This window comes from Chitinophaga sp. (assembly GCF_036566945.1).
In the GTDB taxonomy this organism is placed as follows: domain Bacteria; phylum Bacteroidota; class Bacteroidia; order Chitinophagales; family Chitinophagaceae; genus Chitinophaga.
Genome location: NZ_DATCVJ010000609.1, coordinates 1 through 17,733 on the forward strand (window position 1 = coordinate 1; position 17,733 = coordinate 17,733).

General features: G+C 42.9%; 20 protein-coding genes. 12 read left to right on the forward strand and 8 right to left on the reverse strand.

What is annotated here, in order from left to right:
• The 6 genes from VIP81_RS18520 to trmB all read right to left on the reverse strand — a co-directional run.
• The coding region (locus tag VIP81_RS18520; protein ID WP_331964310.1) for a 7TM-DISM domain-containing protein at positions 1-493 on the reverse strand (493 nt) is incomplete at its 3' end.
• A 20-nt stretch (positions 494-513) separates the two neighbouring features.
• The gene (locus VIP81_RS18525; RefSeq protein WP_133807589.1) at positions 514-744 is read right to left on the reverse strand and encodes a 4a-hydroxytetrahydrobiopterin dehydratase; all 231 of its coding nucleotides are present in this window, start codon (positions 742-744) and stop codon (positions 514-516) included.
• A gap of 85 nt (positions 745-829) precedes the next feature.
• Positions 830-1,273, reverse strand: coding sequence for an IPExxxVDY family protein (locus VIP81_RS18530; RefSeq protein ID WP_133807588.1), 444 nt, complete (start codon positions 1,271-1,273; stop codon positions 830-832).
• A gap of 43 nt (positions 1,274-1,316) precedes the next feature.
• Positions 1,317-1,742, reverse strand: coding sequence for an MGMT family protein (locus VIP81_RS18535; protein ID WP_331964318.1), 426 nt, complete (start codon positions 1,740-1,742; stop codon positions 1,317-1,319).
• Entirely contained in the window at positions 1,669-1,872 is a 204-nt protein-coding gene (locus tag VIP81_RS18540) for a DUF5522 domain-containing protein (protein ID WP_331964321.1), read from the reverse strand. The genes VIP81_RS18535 and VIP81_RS18540 overlap by 74 nt, the downstream gene beginning before the upstream one ends.
• The gene (gene trmB, locus VIP81_RS18545) at positions 1,844-2,551 is read right to left on the reverse strand and encodes a tRNA (guanosine(46)-N7)-methyltransferase TrmB (RefSeq protein ID WP_331964324.1); all 708 of its coding nucleotides are present in this window, start codon (positions 2,549-2,551) and stop codon (positions 1,844-1,846) included. Before trmB ends, VIP81_RS18540 begins: the two co-directional genes overlap by 29 nt.
• A gap of 599 nt (positions 2,552-3,150) precedes the next feature.
• Here trmB and VIP81_RS18550 point away from each other — a divergent pair.
• Entirely contained in the window at positions 3,151-3,618 is a 468-nt protein-coding gene (locus tag VIP81_RS18550) for an Lrp/AsnC ligand binding domain-containing protein (RefSeq protein ID WP_079471223.1), read from the forward strand.
• A gap of 67 nt (positions 3,619-3,685) precedes the next feature.
• Positions 3,686-4,615: a tryptophan 2,3-dioxygenase family protein gene (locus VIP81_RS18555; RefSeq protein WP_331964331.1), complete on the forward strand. Its 930-nt coding sequence runs from the start codon at positions 3,686-3,688 to the stop codon at positions 4,613-4,615.
• On the opposite strand, the gene VIP81_RS18560 is transcribed toward VIP81_RS18555, so the two are convergent.
• Together VIP81_RS18560 and VIP81_RS18565 are read right to left on the reverse strand one after the other, a co-directional pair.
• The gene (locus VIP81_RS18560) at positions 4,616-5,323 is read right to left on the reverse strand and encodes an alpha/beta hydrolase (protein WP_331964334.1); all 708 of its coding nucleotides are present in this window, start codon (positions 5,321-5,323) and stop codon (positions 4,616-4,618) included.
• A 292-nt stretch (positions 5,324-5,615) separates the two neighbouring features.
• A complete protein-coding gene (locus tag VIP81_RS18565) occupies positions 5,616-6,368 on the reverse strand; it encodes an SDR family NAD(P)-dependent oxidoreductase (RefSeq protein WP_331964337.1) in 753 nt (250 codons plus the stop codon).
• Between the two features lie 143 nt (positions 6,369-6,511).
• On the opposite strand from VIP81_RS18565, the gene VIP81_RS18570 reads away from it, so the two are divergent.
• The 10 genes from VIP81_RS18570 to VIP81_RS18615 all read left to right on the forward strand — a co-directional run bounded on the left by VIP81_RS18570 (position 6,512) and on the right by VIP81_RS18615 (position 17,619).
• Positions 6,512-7,240: a DUF4290 domain-containing protein gene (locus VIP81_RS18570; protein ID WP_331964340.1), complete on the forward strand. Its 729-nt coding sequence runs from the start codon at positions 6,512-6,514 to the stop codon at positions 7,238-7,240.
• Entirely contained in the window at positions 7,237-8,547 is a 1,311-nt protein-coding gene (gene murA, locus VIP81_RS18575) for a UDP-N-acetylglucosamine 1-carboxyvinyltransferase (protein ID WP_331964343.1), read from the forward strand. The genes VIP81_RS18570 and murA overlap by 4 nt, the downstream gene beginning before the upstream one ends.
• Positions 8,548-8,691: 144 nt before the next feature.
• Positions 8,692-9,261: a guanylate kinase gene (gmk, locus tag VIP81_RS18580; protein WP_331964346.1), complete on the forward strand. Its 570-nt coding sequence runs from the start codon at positions 8,692-8,694 to the stop codon at positions 9,259-9,261.
• 66 nt (positions 9,262-9,327) lie between these two features.
• Entirely contained in the window at positions 9,328-10,575 is a 1,248-nt protein-coding gene (locus VIP81_RS18585) for a hemolysin family protein (RefSeq protein ID WP_331964349.1), read from the forward strand.
• A 630-nt stretch (positions 10,576-11,205) separates the two neighbouring features.
• Positions 11,206-12,063, forward strand: a complete 858-nt coding sequence (tatC, locus tag VIP81_RS18590) for a twin-arginine translocase subunit TatC (RefSeq protein WP_331964352.1) — start codon at positions 11,206-11,208, stop codon at positions 12,061-12,063.
• A 29-nt stretch (positions 12,064-12,092) separates the two neighbouring features.
• A complete protein-coding gene (rpiB, locus tag VIP81_RS18595; RefSeq protein WP_331964355.1) occupies positions 12,093-12,551 on the forward strand; it encodes a ribose 5-phosphate isomerase B in 459 nt (152 codons plus the stop codon).
• Between the two features lie 128 nt (positions 12,552-12,679).
• Complete coding sequence (locus VIP81_RS18600) at positions 12,680-14,206, forward strand: M28 family peptidase (protein ID WP_331964358.1); 1,527 nt, start codon at positions 12,680-12,682, stop codon at positions 14,204-14,206.
• Between the two features lie 602 nt (positions 14,207-14,808).
• Positions 14,809-15,342, forward strand: coding sequence for an HdeD family acid-resistance protein (locus tag VIP81_RS18605; protein WP_331964361.1), 534 nt, complete (start codon positions 14,809-14,811; stop codon positions 15,340-15,342).
• A 301-nt stretch (positions 15,343-15,643) separates the two neighbouring features.
• Positions 15,644-16,144, forward strand: coding sequence for an RNA polymerase sigma factor (locus VIP81_RS18610; protein WP_331964364.1), 501 nt, complete (start codon positions 15,644-15,646; stop codon positions 16,142-16,144).
• A 404-nt stretch (positions 16,145-16,548) separates the two neighbouring features.
• Positions 16,549-17,619 carry an acyl-CoA desaturase gene (locus VIP81_RS18615; RefSeq protein WP_331964367.1) on the forward strand — a complete coding sequence of 357 codons (1,071 nt, stop codon included), beginning with the start codon at positions 16,549-16,551 and terminating at the stop codon, positions 17,617-17,619.
• Positions 17,620-17,733: the final 114 nt, after the last annotated feature.

The window sequence follows — 17,733 nt, forward strand, 5'->3', positions numbered from 1 at the left end:
TATTGATGATATGCAGATAAAAGGTGCGGACCCCGCCGGGAGGCACATTAACGTTGAACGCATAGTGATTCCACCTTTCCACGCCACCGTTGTCTAACATCAAACCAGTTTGCATCAATAGCTGTGGGGTATCTCCAGGTGCCTGCATGTACCAGTACATATAGTCGTGCCAGCCGGAAAACAGCTGGCAGGAAATGGCTGTGTTGTTATGGTTTTTGACAGTAAGCCTTAACCAGCAATTGTTTACCCGCCCATTATTTTTAGGATTGCTATGGAATAATTTGTCCTGATGGGTAAAGGGTAGCTGGCTCACCTGCGCTACTGTCAGGTGTTGGTTGTCGTCGGTAAGAACGTTGATATAGGGGCGCAGATCCATATTCGCGGGTGCGAATGTAGTATCTGTTATCAGTGTATCTACTGGGGTACGATCCGTATTGGCAAAGGATTCTGCAGTGTAACAGTACAACAGCAGCATTAAAATAATGCGCTTCACAAGGTGTTATATAAATTTAGTTAGAGCAATTTGTCAATAGCTTTTGCCATTGCCTCATCCTTAGCGGTAACAATATTTCCTGCATCATGTGTGCTAAGAAATATTTCTACTTTATTATAAACGTTGGTCCAATAGGGGTGGTGGTCCATTTTTTCCGCGACCAGTGCGACTTTTGTCATAAACGCAAATGCATCCCGAAAATCTTTGAACTCAAATGCCCGGTAAAGCTGTTTATTTTTTTCTTCCCACATAAAATAACAGGGGTTTTAAAATGTAAAACTGGGGTCTGTCATGGAATCTGGTCAAATTATTAAGCGCCGAAGCATTGTACCTGTCTTAAAAAATAAGGTTCATCTTATTCTTGATCTCTCTGATGTCCAGTAAAGATACTAATTGTACAAGCGGAACAAGACGTAATTCTTCCAATAATTTTTTCACATCGTTTGGTTGGTAGTAATCTCCCTTGATCATCCACAGAAAATCGATCTGTTTTAGTTCTGGTAGCAGGAATTCTGCCTGGCAATGATTATTATAAATATAGTGTGCTACTGAATTTGTGGGTTCGTGAAACTCAAATATGGGGAAATGAAAGGACCTTGTTTTCTTGGAAATCGTGATTTCCAGGTGGTTATTCACCCGGAAATTAGTGTGTAACTGGCGGTTAATGTGCCAGCACAACTGGTAATCACGCGAGGTAGCGGCAACGCCAATCAGGTGAGTGTTCTCAAAAAAATCCTCCACCAATTGGTCCTGGTCCAGCTTTAACTTGAGTATTGTCATATAGAAAAGTAACGCTCACCCTGCCCGGATGTTGAAAAAATAATTATCCTTTCTTCTTACTGTCCTTTTTGGAAGAAGGTTGTCCCGGGTCCCAAAATACGGCTTTAAAGTTTTGTATTTTATCTTCTTTTACAACAACTCCTTCCTGTTCCAGTAATTCCTGCATCAGGGTAGGGGTGGCAAAATGGTGTCTGCCACTAAGTTCACCTTTGCTGTTGACCACCCGATGGGCCGGCACGGCAGGTTTGGCACTGCCGGCCGCATTCATTGCCCAGCCTACCATACGGCCTGTTAGCTTTAAGCCGGAGGCGTCAGCAATGGCACCATAAGAGGTGACCCTGCCGCGTGGTACGGTGCGTGCTATTTTAAATACCGTTTTGAAAAAAGATTCCTTTTCACCGGTCTCCTTTTCTTTCTTCCCTGCGCTGGGCAAGGAGGGTAGTTCTTTTGGGTTCAGGTACTTTTTCATAATCAAAAGGACAATGTCTGCAGCCGTTGCCACAACAAAAGCCACGGTCGAGGTGAAACTTTTCGGTAAATACCATATAGCCCTGGGCGTTATAGTAAAAATCAATCTTCTCCACCAACGGTTGCTTCATCTGAAGGCAGTTTTATGCTTTGCCAGTTCAGCGGGGCGGCAGGCAGTTGAAATTTCAGGTAACGGATTGTTCTGCCATCTGCCAGGTGCATTCCTTCATAAAAGGTCTGGATCTTTAACAGCGGTGGAACTTCCGGTAATGCATATACGTCAGGAATATCTTCCAGCAGGATACATCCGGCGGCGGCAATCACTTCCTGTGTGAAAGCATAAAGCTGCGGAGAGTCTGTTTTCAGGTTAATGGTAGCTCCCGGTGCCAGCAATGGCTGAAACAATTGAAGGAACTTAGGGTGCGTCAACCTTTTCTTAGACTTGGAATTGCGCAGGAAGGGGTCCGGAAAGGTGATCCAGATGTCCTTTATTTCTCCTGGCGCAAAGTAATTGTTGAGCTTGTCTATTTGTGTGCGTAAGAAGCCTGCATTAGGTACCGGCTCTTCGAGCGCCGTTTTAGCGCCTCTCCAGATGCGGTTACCTTTAAGATCTACGCCTAAAAAGTTCTGATCGGGGAATAGCCGGGCCATACCCAGGGTGTAATCTCCTTTGCCACAGGCCAGCTCTAATGTAATAGGGTGGCTGTTTTTGAAGAATTCATTCCATTTTCCCTGCATACCTTCCGGGTATATCAATACGTTGGGGAAGGTTTCGATTTCAGCAAATCGTTCTAGTTTTTTTTGTCCCATTTGCGGCAAAAATACTGGGATTTTTTGAATGGAAGAGGGATTATAGCCAATTAGGTGCCGGGAGGCGGAGGATGGTGCAGGCTCCGTCGGACCTATGTTTAAAACAGGCCGTGTACCTGTAGTAGCACTGCAGCAGAGGTGGACTTGATGCAGGGGTGATGTCCGGATATGTAAATTGAATCAGCAAATGGATGGAGGTGAGAAGTGGCCATAGCAGCGGTAGTACGCATAAAAAAAGCCCGTAAGCATGATAACTTACGAGCTCTTTAAACCAATTAAGCTGTAGGAGGAGGAGTCGAACCTCCACGGGGCAGTTAGCTGTAGCACAAGTAAGATTAGTGGTCAACCCAATTATACTACGTTTATCCTGTGATCCCCACCCTCGAGACAAGAGGGCATGTCTGCCAATTTCATCATCCCACAATGTGTTTAAACCGTTACCTGTTATTGCTTTCCGTTAACCTGTTTGGTAATGATTATGATGCAAATCTAAAGAGAAGGGTAGTTTTTTGCAAATTTTTTAAGAGAAATTTTGGAATTTTCGATATTTTTTAAATATTTGCATATAACTTTAAAACATTCAAAAACAAATTGTAAAAATGAGCCACAATTTGAATATTGACAAACTCGATTTGCAGATTATCAGCGAAATGATGTCTAATGCGGAGATCTCTTACGCCGACCTGGGGAAGAAATTATTCGTTTCCGGCGGAACTATCCACGTGAGAATGAAGAAATTGCAAGAACTGGGTGTAGTTAAAGGTACAAAATTACATGTAGATTTAAAAATGATCGGCTATGACGTGATCGCTTTTATTGGTATTTACCTGGAAAAAAGCTCCATGTATGATACGGTGGCCAAGGAATTAAGGAAGATCCCGGAAATGGTACGCCTTAATTATACGACCGGAAGCTATAGCATGTTCGCGGAAATCATCTGTAAAGATATTACCCAGCTTCGCCGTATCCTTCATGATGAATTGCAGAAAATCAAAGGTATTGAAAGGACTGAAACCCTGATCTCCCTCGAAGAAAGCTTTTACAGAACAATTAACGTGGTGGAATAAGATGGATTTTTAGGAATGGGAGGGTTGAGCCCTGTTACTTTTTCATTCTTAATTATTAAATTCCACTATGGTTACAGCAGAAATTGCCGAAAAAATTCAACGGCTGGAAGAAAAGTATGCCGCCATGGGTCAGAACCTGTCATCCTACCTGGATGGCCTTCTGTACGCGGACTACCTCACATATTGGGACTATATTCAGTTGGATGTGTTGCTCAATCTGCAACATCCGCGCACACCGATTCCTGATGAAAGAATATTCATCATTTATCATCAGATCACGGAATTGTACTTTAAGTTATCGCTGCAGGCGATCGAACAAATCAGTCTTGCACCCGTACTGTCAGCTGAAATTTTTATTACCCAGCTAAAAAGGATCAACAACTATTTCCACAGTCTTATCAACTCATTTGAAATAATGGTAGATGGGATGGATAAGGAACAGTTCCTGCAATTCCGCATGGCGCTGTTACCTGCCAGTGGCTTCCAGAGCGGACAATTCCGCATGATCGAAATTTGCTCTACCCGGTTAAATAACCTGGTATATGAACCTATGCGCCCTGATATGGAGCCACTGGAACTAAAAAGTGTGCTCGATCATATCTATTGGAGAAGTGGGGCCACAGAATTGGCTACCGGTAAAAAAACACTGACCCTGCGCCAGTTTGAGCTGAAATACATGGATACTTTCCTGCAACTGGCTACCCGCTACAAGGATTGTAACCTACAGGCATGCTATCAAAAACTTACACCGGAAGCACAGGCCGAAGTAATGCCCCTGCTAAAGGAATACGACCTCAACATCAATGTGCGCTGGCCATTGATGCATTATAAGTCTGCTGTCAGATACCTGCACAAAAGGCCGGAAGACATTGCCGCTACCGGTGGTACCAACTGGCAGCAATACCTCCCTCCAAAAAACAAGCGTATCGTCTTTTTCCCCGAACTGTGGACCGAAGAGGAACTTAATAACTGGGGGAAACTGGCCATGGGCGAGTAATCAGATATTCTGCGTTGTAAATCTTCTTATGTAATATGCCAGCAATGGTACATCTGCTTTTTCCAGCGGATGTGCCGTATCCGGCAGTATTGTCAGCTGCGCCAGCGGCAAGGCTTTATACACTTCAATGGTTTCCTGAAAAGATACCATGTTATCGTGGTCGCCCATCATCAGCATGCAAGGGGTAACAATCTGTGCATAGTCGGGATGCTTCAGCAACGACTGATGTCCTAACTCTTCAATCAGCAGCGCAGTACGGCTAACCACCGTTTTCCAGTCACTGGCGCTATGTCTCTCTTCCAGTACCCGCGCAAATGCCGGCACTTTTTCTTCAATCAATGCAGGGTTCAGCTGTCGTACTTCCTTACTGGCGGTGGCTTCATTCCAATTGTATTTGGTAGCCAGCGTAATTACACGGCCGGTTTTTTCCGGATAGTGGCGAGCCAGGTACATGGCTACATACCCCCCCATGCTATATCCGAAGATATGCACAAAGTCAAGCTCATGGCGCTCCAGATAGGATAATACTTCCGCCGCAAATACCTGTACACTGAATCCCTGCTCTGAAAAAGGCACGTCACCATGCCCACTGAAATTAAGCAGATGCACGTCGTAATGTTCCGATAGTTCGGCTGCCAGCGGTTGAAATTGTGAAGCGGCGCCCAAAGCACCGTGTAAAAAAAGTATGGGGAGTTTATTTGTTTGCATTGACTAAAACTAGCAAACATTTATGGAAAAGCATAAAGGATAAAGCAAAAAGCTATTGAGACGATTTTTTGTCTTACTCAGGATTATACTGATTTTGATGATTTCCAGGATTTATTTACTGATTAATAAGATTAGAAAAGATTAACGAAGATCAACAACATATGATGTTCATCTTCGCTAATCTTTTTCAATCCTGAAAAAAACAATCGTGAAAATCATCAAAATCAGTATAATCCTGAGTAAGACAAAAAATCGCCTCAATAGCTTTTGGCCTTCTGCCTTCAGCGCCAAATCATCTGGCCAGGTAGGCGCCATCAATAGGATAATAGCTGCCGGTTACGAAAGAAGATTGCGGAGAACTTAGCCATAATACCAATTCTGCTACTTCTTCCGGCTTGCCTAACCGGCCTATAGGATGAAGACTTACCAGTCCATCCATCTCCTGCTGGCTCAGATGTTTGGTTAATAATGGTGTTTCAATGAATCCCGGACCTACTGCATTGATGCGGATGCCTTTGGCAGAATATTCTACGGCTGCTGCCTGTGTAAGCCCAACCACACCATGTTTGGCGGCAACATAAGCACAGGAGCCTGCAAAGCCCACTGCTCCCAGTATAGAAGCCATATTCACAATAATACCGCCGCCGGCTTTTTCCATGGCAGGTAACTGGTAACGCATGCCATAAAAAACACCATTTAAATTTATGTTGATCACTTTTTGCCACTCTTCCAGTTTGTATTCACCCGTAGGCGCCGCTGCTCCACCAATGCCGGCATTATTACAGGCAATATCCAGCTGTTTGAACTCCGCCAGGGTTTTGGCTACCAACTGCTCACAATCACCCGGACTGCTACTATCGGATTTTATAAAAATGGCTTTGCCTCCACTGCTCTTAATAGCGTCTGCTACTGCGTTGCCGCCCTTTTCATCAATATCACTGAGCACTACGCTGGCCCCGTTCTTAGCATACAGTTCTGCTACACATTTGCCAATGCCGGAACCTGCGCCTGTTACCAGCGCTACCTTGTTTTTCAATCCTTCCATAACAAACATTTTTGCACTTATAAACAATACACCCTTATGAAATGTTCCTCATATTTTTTTATTATGTTTGCATAGATGTTGCCGATTAATTTTCTTCACTTAAGATGTCCCATCATCAAATCATGTTTTTTTAAATACTAGTAATGGAATACAATACCACGCGTAATTACCTGATAATGAAGGAATATGGCAGGAATATCCAGAAAATGGTGGAGTACCTGGTAACCATAGAAGACGACGATGAGCGTCAGCGTAATGCTATGGCGGTGATAGAGCTCATGGGTACGCTGAATCCGCATTTACGTAATGTGGAAGACTTCAGGCATAAATTATGGGACCATATTTTTAATATCTCCAGCTTTAACCTGAAGGTGGAATCACCTTATCCAATCCCCACCATTGAAAAGCTGAGAGCAAAGCCCGACAGACTTCCTTATCCAAAAAAATATCCCAGGAACCGCCACTTCGGCAAAAACCTGGAAATGATCATAGATAAAGCCCTGCACGAAGAAAATCCTGATAAAAAAGAAGGATTTACCCAGTGCATTGGTAATTATATGAAACTGGCCTATACCAACTGGCACAAGGAAAGTGTACACGATGATGCCATCAAGGCAGAATTGCTGGCTATTACCGATAACCAGCTGGAATACCATCCCGGTCATACTTCGCACGTAGCCAGTCCTGCCAGCTTTGGTGGCGGCGGTGGTAATGTTGCCGGAGCAGGTGACCAGTTCCGTTCTACCAAACGCAAAAGCTTCCAGCAGAATAAATTCAAAAGCAGCAATAACAGCGGCGGTGGCGGCAAAGGCAGGGATAATAACAATAACAACAAGCACAATAACAAATACAACAAAAACAGGAACAAGTGAGTAGTGCTTTTGAAGTAAGAGGCGGCAACCGCTTAAAGGGGGAAATTATACCCCAGGGTGCCAAAAACGAAGCTTTACAAATCATCAGTGCAGTGATGTTGACCGCGCAAAAGGTAACCATCACCAATATTCCGGATATAGTAGATGTAAATCTGCTGATAGAGTTGTTAGGAGATGCAGGTGTAAAAATAAATCGTATAAGTCGCGATACATGCGAGTTTCAGGCAGATGACGTAGATCTGAAATACCTGGAAAGCCCGGAATTTAAAAAGAAATCAGGCAGGCTCCGTGGTTCCGTAATGACTGCAGGCCCCCTGTTAGCCAGGTTTGGTCGCGCATTTATTCCAAAACCCGGTGGCGATAAAATAGGTCGTCGCAGACTGGATACCCATATTATCGGTTTCGAAAAACTGGGTGCCCGCTTTGTATATGATGCAGATGATAACTATTTCCGCCTGGAAACAGCAGGAGGACTGAAAGGTACCTATATGCTGCTGGATGAACCCAGTGTTACAGGTACTGCCAACATCGTAATGGCAGCTGTACTGGCCGAAGGAACTACCACCATCTACAATGCCGCCTGCGAACCTTATCTGCAGCAGCTTTGTAAAATGCTGAACCGTATGGGTGCACGCATCAGCGGGGTCGGTTCCAATCTCCTCTCTATTGAAGGTGTAAAAGAACTCGGTGGCTGCGAACACAGCATGCTGCCGGATATGATAGAAATCGGCTCTTTTATTGGCCTCGCAGCGATGACGCAAAGTGAGATCACCATAAAAAATGCCGGTGTTGAAAATCTGGGTATCATCCCGGAAAAATTCCGCCAGTTAGGTATTCAGCTGGAAATCCAGGGAAATGATATCTATATCCCTTCCCAGGACTCCTACGAAATACAAACTTTCCTGGACGGTTCCATTCTTACTATTTCAGATCATCCATGGCCCGGCTTTACACCGGATCTCCTGAGCATCGTGCTGGTAGTAGCCACACAGGCAAAGGGAAGTGTAATGATTCACCAGAAAATGTTTGAAAGCCGCCTGTTCTTCGTTGACAAGCTGATAGATATGGGTGCACAGATCGTTTTATGCGATCCTCACCGTGCAGTGGTGATTGGTTTGGGCCGGCAGCACCCGTTGCGCGGTATTACTATGTCATCACCCGACATACGTGCCGGTGTATCTCTCCTGATTGCTGCACTGAGCGCTGAGGGAAAGAGCACTATCCAGAACATTGACCAGATAGATCGTGGCTACCAGTATATCGACGAGAGGTTGAGAAAGCTGGGAGCAGATATAAAAAGAGTATAAACAAGAATATCAGTTCCGCTGCATTTTCTAAAAGCTAAAAGCTAACGGCTAATAGCTGGTTCAGCCCAAATTCCAGTAAAACATTTTACCGGTTTTTGGGTTTTGCATTTGAAGTCATCAGCGATATTGATTTTAATAATAGTAATGGAAAAGAAGATCATCATCATTACCGCACCTTCCGGGGCTGGTAAAACTACCATCGTAAAAAAACTACTGGCGAATATGCCGGTATTGTCTTTTTCTATCTCCGCCAGCACCCGTACTCCGCGCGAAACGGAAGTACATGGGAAGGACTACTATTTTCTCTCTGCCGATGAATTTCATCAGCAAATAGAAGAAAATGCCTTCGCAGAATATGAAATGGTATATGCAGGTAAATATTACGGCACCCTGAAAAGTGAACTGGAACGCATCTGGAATAACGAGCAGATCCCAATGGTAGACATTGACGTGAAAGGAGCTTTATCTATCAAAGAAAAATATCACCAGCGTGCGCTGACTATTTTCATACAGCCGCCATCGTTAGATGCCCTGCGGGTAAGACTCAGTGAAAGAGGTACAGAAACCCAGTCTTCCCTCGACGAACGCCTGGCCAAAGCCCGCTACGAGCTGTCTTTCTCGCATGAATTTGATCAGATTGTAGTAAATGACGAACTGGAAAAGGCATATGAAGAAGTAAAAAAGCTGGTTACAGATTTTTTAAATATAAAGTAGCGGCGTGATTGTTGGTTTTCCTAATTCGTTATTTTTGTTAGGATGGACGGATACACAATAATTATTTTGGTTTTCCTGGTTTTGCTGGCTGGTTTCTTTTCAGGTATAGAAGCAGCATTTGCCAATGTTAATAAACTTAGCATTGAACTCAAAAAAAAGCAGGGCCGGGCTACTGGTAAAATTTTAGCCGGTTTAAATGAAAATCCCAGTCGCTTCCTGGCCACCAGCCTGGTCGGATTCACAATTACTGTTGTCATTTATGGCATCATGGTAGCAGGTGTTTTTCAACCGGCATGGGATTCTTTCATGGGCCAATCGGCCGCCTCCGGTATGCAGCCCTTTGTTATTTTCCTCGAGGTAATACTGGCTGCGCTGATTATGCTGTTCATGGGATTTTTTATCCCAAGAGCTATTTTCAGGTCCCGGCCGGAAGCTTTGCTTGGTTTCTTTGCATTGCCCATATCACTGGTCGCAAAACCACTTTACGTAATCGGTAATGTACTCGTATCAATATCCGAGTGGATGTTGAAATATCTATTCAACGTAAGATTGGTAGAGAACGGGGAATCCTTTACCCGCGTGGATGTAGAGCATTTTATCCGGCAATCCCAGCAGCACTTTGGTGAAAACAACCAGGAGCTGAATACAGAATTGTTCGAAAATGCTTTATCGCTTGCACACGTAAAAATCCGTGGCTGTCTTATTCCGCGCAAAGAAATAGAAGCGCTGGAAATACAACGCCCTATTGGTGATGCGAAGAAAAAGTTCATGGAAACAAAGCTGTCGAAGATTGTAATCTACGAAGGCTCCATCGATAATATTCTCGGATATATTCATCAGCTGGACATGTTCAAGGACCCGAAAGAAATCAATAGCATCATTCATCCTATTCTGGCAGTACCGGAAACAATGAGCGCCATAGACCTGCTCAGCAAGTTTAATAAGGAACGCAAAAGCATCGCATGGGTAGTAGATGAATTTGGCGGCACAGCGGGAATTGTGACCATTGAAGATGTATTGGAAGAAATTTTCGGAGAAATAAAAGATGAACATGACGAAGAAGAGTTTGTAGAAAAGCAGATTGCAGAAAAAGAATACATTTTCTCCGGTAGATTAGAACTTGATTACTTGAATGAAAGATATGGTTTGGATTTTCCGGAAGATGAAAGTGAAACATTATCAGGATACATAATCAACCATCACGAAACCATTCCAAAGATCAAGGAACGCATTATAATTGACGATTATGAGTTTGATATTCTGAATGTTACGGATACCAGGATCGAAATGGTGAAGATGAAGATGTTAGTGTAAACGTGACCGTTAAATCAGTTGACTTATCGGATATTAATATGATATAATTATTTTTATAATGTTTTGATTAACGATACAATAACAATTTTGCTAAAACGTTTTTAAAAAAAGTAGTAGGAATTTAACACGGATTGTATACATTTGCTTCAGATGATGTAACACAATGATTTGATTTTTGTTAAAAGGTTGTAAAAAAAGTGTTCCAACATTGATAATAAAATAATTCTTGTTATTTTTGTATTACAATATAAAACGCGACCAGGGATTCTTACTTATTCTGAACGCTTGCCATCAATTAGGTAGGTAGTATAACTGGAAGCTAAAGACATTCTCGAATTCAACTTTTTTGGGGTTAACAAACAATGGATGAAAGGCCGGCTCTTGATTCTTCTCGGGCTGGCTCTTTTTTTTTCTCTACTGCTCCATTCCTCTTTTCTCTTTTATTTTTCTTTTTACTTACCGGATCTTACTTTTTTACGTACCTATTTCTTCAAAGGACGAATTAACTACTTAAAGCAACATTAAAATAGGGTACTTTATAAGTGTCTTACTGTAATTTGTAGTATTCAACCGCTATATTTGTGATCCTTAAGAAGAAACTGTATTCAACATCGTTCGACCGTATAAAGTATGTTAAAGAAATTTTTCTCAAATAATGAGGATAAGGCAGAGATGTCTTTTTTCGATCATCTGGAAGATCTCAGGTGGCACCTCGTAAGATCAGCATTAGCACTTGTTGTATTCAGCACCTTTGGCTTTATATATACCCAGCAGATTCTGGACAATGTTATTTTCGGACCCACCAACGCAGATTTTCCTTCTTATGTGGCGTTGTGCAAAATCAGTCATTGGGTAGGACTCGGAGATCAGCTCTGTATTACCCCTGTAAAGGTCACATTTTTGAATTATAAGATGGTCGGGCAGATTATGCTGCAATTTAAACTGGCGTTCATAATCGGCTTTATTTGTGCCTTTCCTTACATTTTCTGGGAGTTCTGGCGCTTCGTTAAACCAGCGCTCAAGGAAAAAGAACTGAAAGGTGCCAGAGGTGTTATTTTCTGGGTATCTTTTCAATTCTTCCTCGGAATATGTTTTGCCTATTTCCTGATGGCTCCTTTTACGATTAACTTCCTCGCATCTTATACGGTAACCACCAAGGCCGTTAATCAGTTTTTTATAGATGATTATTTTGATCTGATGACACAGATCGTATTAGGTATGGGATTGTTGTTTGAATTACCTATCCTGGTATTCTTCCTCACTAAATTAGGTATCCTTACCCCGGATTTCCTGCGGGCTTACAGACGCCACGCCATTGTAGTGATCCTGATCCTGGCGGCGATTATTACCCCTCCTGATCTGGTAGATCAGCTGATCGTATTTATACCGTTATACTGTCTTTATGAAATCAGTATCTTTATATCCAAAAAGGCGCTGAAAGATCGTGAAGACAAGATGGCTAAAACCGATGTAGAAGAGTGGTCCTAATTATCGCTAACAGTAAATAAGTACCCGAAATGGAAAATAATATATTTAATCTTACGCTGCCTGTAGCTATTGGCTCCGATCACGCAGGGTTTGAGTATAAAGAAGAAGTAATCTCTTACCTGGAATCAAAAGGTTTGCAGGTAAAGGATTACGGGACCCATTCCAAAGATTCTGTCGATTATCCGGATTATGCACACCCGGTATCTACAGCGGTTGAAAGAGGGATGGCAGCTTTTGGTATCCTGGTTTGCGGAAGTGCAAACGGGGTAGCTATTACCGCCAACAAACACCAGGGCATCCGGGCGGCCATTTGCTGGGGCGCCGAGCTGGCGAGATTAGCCCGCTCTCACAACAATGCAAATGTGTTGTGCATACCTGCCCGCTTTGTAGATATTCCGGTAGCTACAGAGATGGTGGAAATGTTTATTGGTACCCCTTTTGAAGGTGGACGCCACCAGGACAGGGTACGTAAAATGGCCTGCCTGTAAGCGTTTATAGCCACATATCATTTTTTACTGTAACGAATACACGAAAATGTAGTAATATTAAAGAGCCGGCTTTCAACCGGCTCTTTTTTTGTTTCCATTCATGTGATCTGTCAATAAAAAAATACTCCATGAGAGTTGCTTTTACTGCCTTCTGTTTACTCTTTATTACAGCTGCACAAGCGCAGCAAACAACACCGGCGAAAATTGATACGGTAGCCGCCAGGTATGGCGAAACCATTACGCCCGCCGGCCTGAGCAAACAACTGCATATTATTGCCGGACCAGCCATGGAAGGCAGAGAAACAGCTACACCCGGCCAGGAGAAAGCAGCTGCTTATATTATCAGCCAGTTTGCAGCAGCAGGTTTGGCGCCGGGCGCAAATGGTAAATGGGAGCAGCATTATCCATTGTATGAAGACAGTCTCCTGACAAGCACTATTACCGTACAAAATAATACCTTCCTATACGGACGTGACTTCTTATCAGACCTGCGTTCCGGCCGGCAACAGGATATCAGCGTTAACCACGTGGTATATGCAGACATGGGGATTGTTAGCGGAGAGCGCAACGATTATAATAACCTTGATGTAAAAGGCCAGGTAATCATTATCAGAGAGGCAGTAAGAAAAGGTTTGCACCGCGATAAGGGAGGATTGGAAGATAAAATAAGAACAGCCAAAGAAAAAGGCGTAGCCGCCATCCTCATTATTTCCCCTTCTGCAGGGCGTTTCAGCGCATTGAATCAACAAAAACTCAGAAGTACAGGTCTCTACTGGCAAAAAGATACCACGGTACTGCCGAACGTATATTTTATTACACCTGCATTAGCCTCTTCCATCATGGGTATTGATAACAGTGATAGCTTGCTGGAAGATCTGGATAAAGGAAAGAAGATTCCCTCCCGGATTAACACAACCATTCATATTGTATTTGATAAATCCGCCACAGTCCTGCATCCATCCAATGTACTGGCTTATCTGGAAGGCACCGATAAAAAAGAAGAAATTGTTTTTGTAACCGCGCATTATGATCATCTTGGAAAAGAGGATGATAAAATCTTTTTCGGGGCAGATGACGATGGATCAGGCACCAGTGCCGTAATAGAGATTGCAACTGCCTTTGCCCGCGCTAAAAAGGCCGGTCATGGCCCGCGCCGGAGTATGGTGTTTATGACGGTATCCGGAGAAGAAAAAGGGTTGCTGGGGTCTCAGTATTATACAGACCACCCTATTTATCCACTCAGCCACACCGTCACTGATCTGAATATTGACATGATTGGCCGCATAGATCCGGCGCATGAAACAGATACCAATTACCTGTACATTATCGGCGATAATAAGCTCAGTTCTGAGTTACGGCCTATCAATGAAAAAGCTAACGATACCTACACTCATCTTAAACTGGATTATAAATACAATGACCCCAACGACCCGGAAGGATTCTACTACCGGTCGGATCACTACATGTTTGCACAACATGGCATTCCCATTATATTTTATTTCAACGGCACACATGCCGATTATCACGCAGCTACCGATACAGTAGAAAAGATCAGCTATGAACTGCTGGCAAAAAGGGCCCGTCTCGTTTTTTATACTGCCTGGGATATTGCAAACCGGGAGCGCAAATTGATCGTAGACAGGCACGAAAAGTAGTAAATAGCGTACCCTGCAGTAATGGAGAAATGCCTGCAAAGTAGCTGCAGTACTGGGTTTGGACCCAGCGAAAAACCTTTTTGTTTATTTTAACAATTTTTTTTAAATTTAGTATAGAGTCTTTATTCTTTAAGAATCAATACATAATTCTTTTTATGTATTTGTTGGATCGGTGAATGTAGGGATCAGCAAAGTAAAATGTTATCAGGCCATTATTTTTTTTGAGAGTCGGGCTCCCCATTAAACATTTTCAACTAAGCTGTTGTTGTTCAATCGGTATTTATAGGATCATGCGATTATTTTTCACCGGAGATGAGAAATCATGCCGGGGTTCGCTATCTGTAACCATATAAACTTACCATTATGAAAACACCTGCCACCTTTTCAATCGATAGTAAAATCTGTTCCACGAGGAAAGCACCCTTGTGTTCTATTGACCGATATTGTGACGGAAACACCTAGTATACATGCATTTTTAGAAACCTAGTTTATATTATAGTCCTGGTTGTTCAGAATGATGGGAAACGGAAACGCTTATTGCACGCAATGGTATACCCTGCCATGACACAGCTACTCTTTGTGAAACCTTAAACTGAGAATGCATGCATAATTTTTATAACGCTTATTGGTGGATCTTTTTGTTGAGAGGAATTTTTGCCCTGGTATTGGGAGTACTGGCCGTTGGTTGGCCCGGCGCTACTTTTGCCACATTAATAGTTTTCATTGGTGCATATCTTTTTATTGCGGGAATCTTTGCTATTATTGGCGCTATTGCCGCCCGCAAAACAACTGAAAACTGGGGCCTCTTTTTATTCTCCGGACTACTAGGCGTTATATTAGGTATCCTCACATTTTATAATCCGTTCGCTACAGGCGCAGCACTTATTTACCTGGTAGCTTTTTGGGCCATACTGGCCGGCTTATTTGAATTAATTATCGCTATCAGGTTAAGAAAGGTTATTACCGGTGAAGGCTGGTACATAGCAGGCGGCTTATTGACGATTATTTTCGGAATTCTCCTGGTCTCCAACCCGGTAGCAGCTGCCGTCACACTGACCTGGATGTTTGGTATTTACGCCATTATCACCGGAATCATGCTCATATCATTATCATTCAGACTGCGGGTCAGGCATTAAAAACTATAGCTAAATCTAAGACACGATACCTCTGTTTACTATTTTTTCAAAGTACCCCATATGCAAGCTTATTCTTTAACTAAAACCATTCCCATGATTATAGCAACACCCAATTAAGGCACCTGTATCTGCTGCTTTCAGCGTGTTGATACCTCCCTGTTGCATTAAAAGCGTTGCAGGTGCCCGACAGTAATCGCCGATGGAGATACGGCGGCTTACCATTACTGTCTGACTCTATTCTCCCGGCCCCCTCAAAGGGCTGTCGCCGTAGCTAATTGTGAATAATTTAAAGTTAACCGTTATGTCATCCACCGAATTTAATAACTTATTACTAGGAAACGCCGATTTTCTGCGCCCGTACGCAGTTACCTTGACTAAAGACTCAGAATCCGCCAAAGATCTTTATCAGGAAACACTGTTCAGAGCGCTGTCCAACCGCGATAAATATCTCGCAGGCACCAATATCAGGGCCTGGTTGTACACAATCATGAGAAATATTTTTATCAATAACTATCGTCGCGGCAACAGGCAGTACAGACTGTTGGACAATGCGGTAGGGGATTACCTGTTGAGTCATCAGCCATCAGCTATCGGGAATTTTGCAGAATCAGATCTGCGCGTTAAAGATGTTCAAATGGCCGTATACAATCTGCCTATCATCTTCAAACAACCATTCCTGCTATATTTTGAAGGCTACAAATATTATGAGATTGCGGCTATCCTTAACGAACCTTTAGGAACAGTGAAAAGCCGTATTCACTTTGCCCGTAAAATGCTAAAAACCCGTATTACGAGACACTGATACACTGTATTGCACATTTATTGAACCATTTTGGACTTTTGGATAGCAGAAGTCTGCAAACCCTCAGCAAGACCATTGTCAGCTGCTGCTAAAAGTACTATGAACACCCGGTAGTAAGCTTAAAATTGTTAATCATACAATGCTGTATTATCTGTACTCATTCCGCAGATAAGCGGCAGCTATGCTGTATGCTCGTTTGTGGACTTCCGTTATCCGGCCTCTTCCGGTGAAACCCCACATATATTCTCCCTAATTCCCCTGTTACACACAATTCTTTGTTAAATAACCATTTATTATTAAGGAAATTATACAATTACCGGTTTTAAACCGTTATTTAGCATACACTATTCAAATTTTTACCGGATTTCCTACGCTGTCTGTACGCTGGGTCCAACAATGCTTATATGCCGAAAGTAACTTTTAACAACAAGAATGCTATGTTCTTTCCAGCGCTGAAATCCGCTGTGGAGGACTATTTTAAGTCAAACAACATTAAAAAAACAGGTAACTGGAAATTATATCTTAAAACAGCCATCCTTATTCCGGTGGCAATAGGACTGTATGTTTCGGTATTGACGATCGCCATGCCGGCCGCTATCTCGATAACATTGTGCGCTTTGCTGGGCTTTGTACTGGCTAGCATCGGTTTTAATGTGATGCATGATGCCTGCCACGGCAGCTACTCTACCAACAACATCGTAAATGATGCCCTTGGCCTTACCCTGAATGCCCTTGGCGGAAACGCTTTCATCTGGAAACAGAAACATAATATTATTCACCATACCTATACCAACGTAGATGGTTTGGACGACGATATCGCAAAAAGCCCGGTGATGAGACAATGCAGTACCCAGAAATGGGTGCCTATGCACCGTATCCAGCATATTTACGTAGTACTGGTATATGCCATCTCTTCTTTTGCCTGGGTATTCATCATGGATTTTACAAAATACCTGAGCCGTAAAGTATATAAAACACCACTGCAACCCATGAAATTATCCGATCATATGGTGTTCTGGGGTAGCAAGGTGTTGTACCTGATATTTTATGTGGCCATTCCTGTTGCCGTGGTAGGCTGGAAAGCCTGGGGTATCGTTTTTGCAGTAATGCACGCGGTATTGGGTTTCACCCTTGCCATTGTATTCCAGCTGGCTCACGTGGTAGAAGAAACTGAATTTGAAGCAGTAGGGGAAGATGCAAAAATGATTGAGAATGAGTGGGCTATCCACCAAATCAAAACCACCGCTAACTTTGCTCCTGATCATAAATTTATTTCCTGGTTCGTAGGCGGATTGAATTATCAGGTAGAACATCACCTGTTTCCACGTATCAGCCATGTGCATTATCCCGCGCTCAGTAAAATAGTAGCGGCTAAATGCCAGGAACATAATTTGCCTTACAACTCTATTCCTACTATGCAGGGAGCTGTTGTATCACATTTCCGCTTCATGAAAGCGTTGGGGGCAAAACCGTAAGCGTTTTTTTGTCTTTCCCAGGATTATACTGATTACACTGATTTTGAGGATTTTTTCCTTTGAAGATTATAAAAAGATTAGCGAAGATCGAAGCAAATACCTGCTTTAATCTTC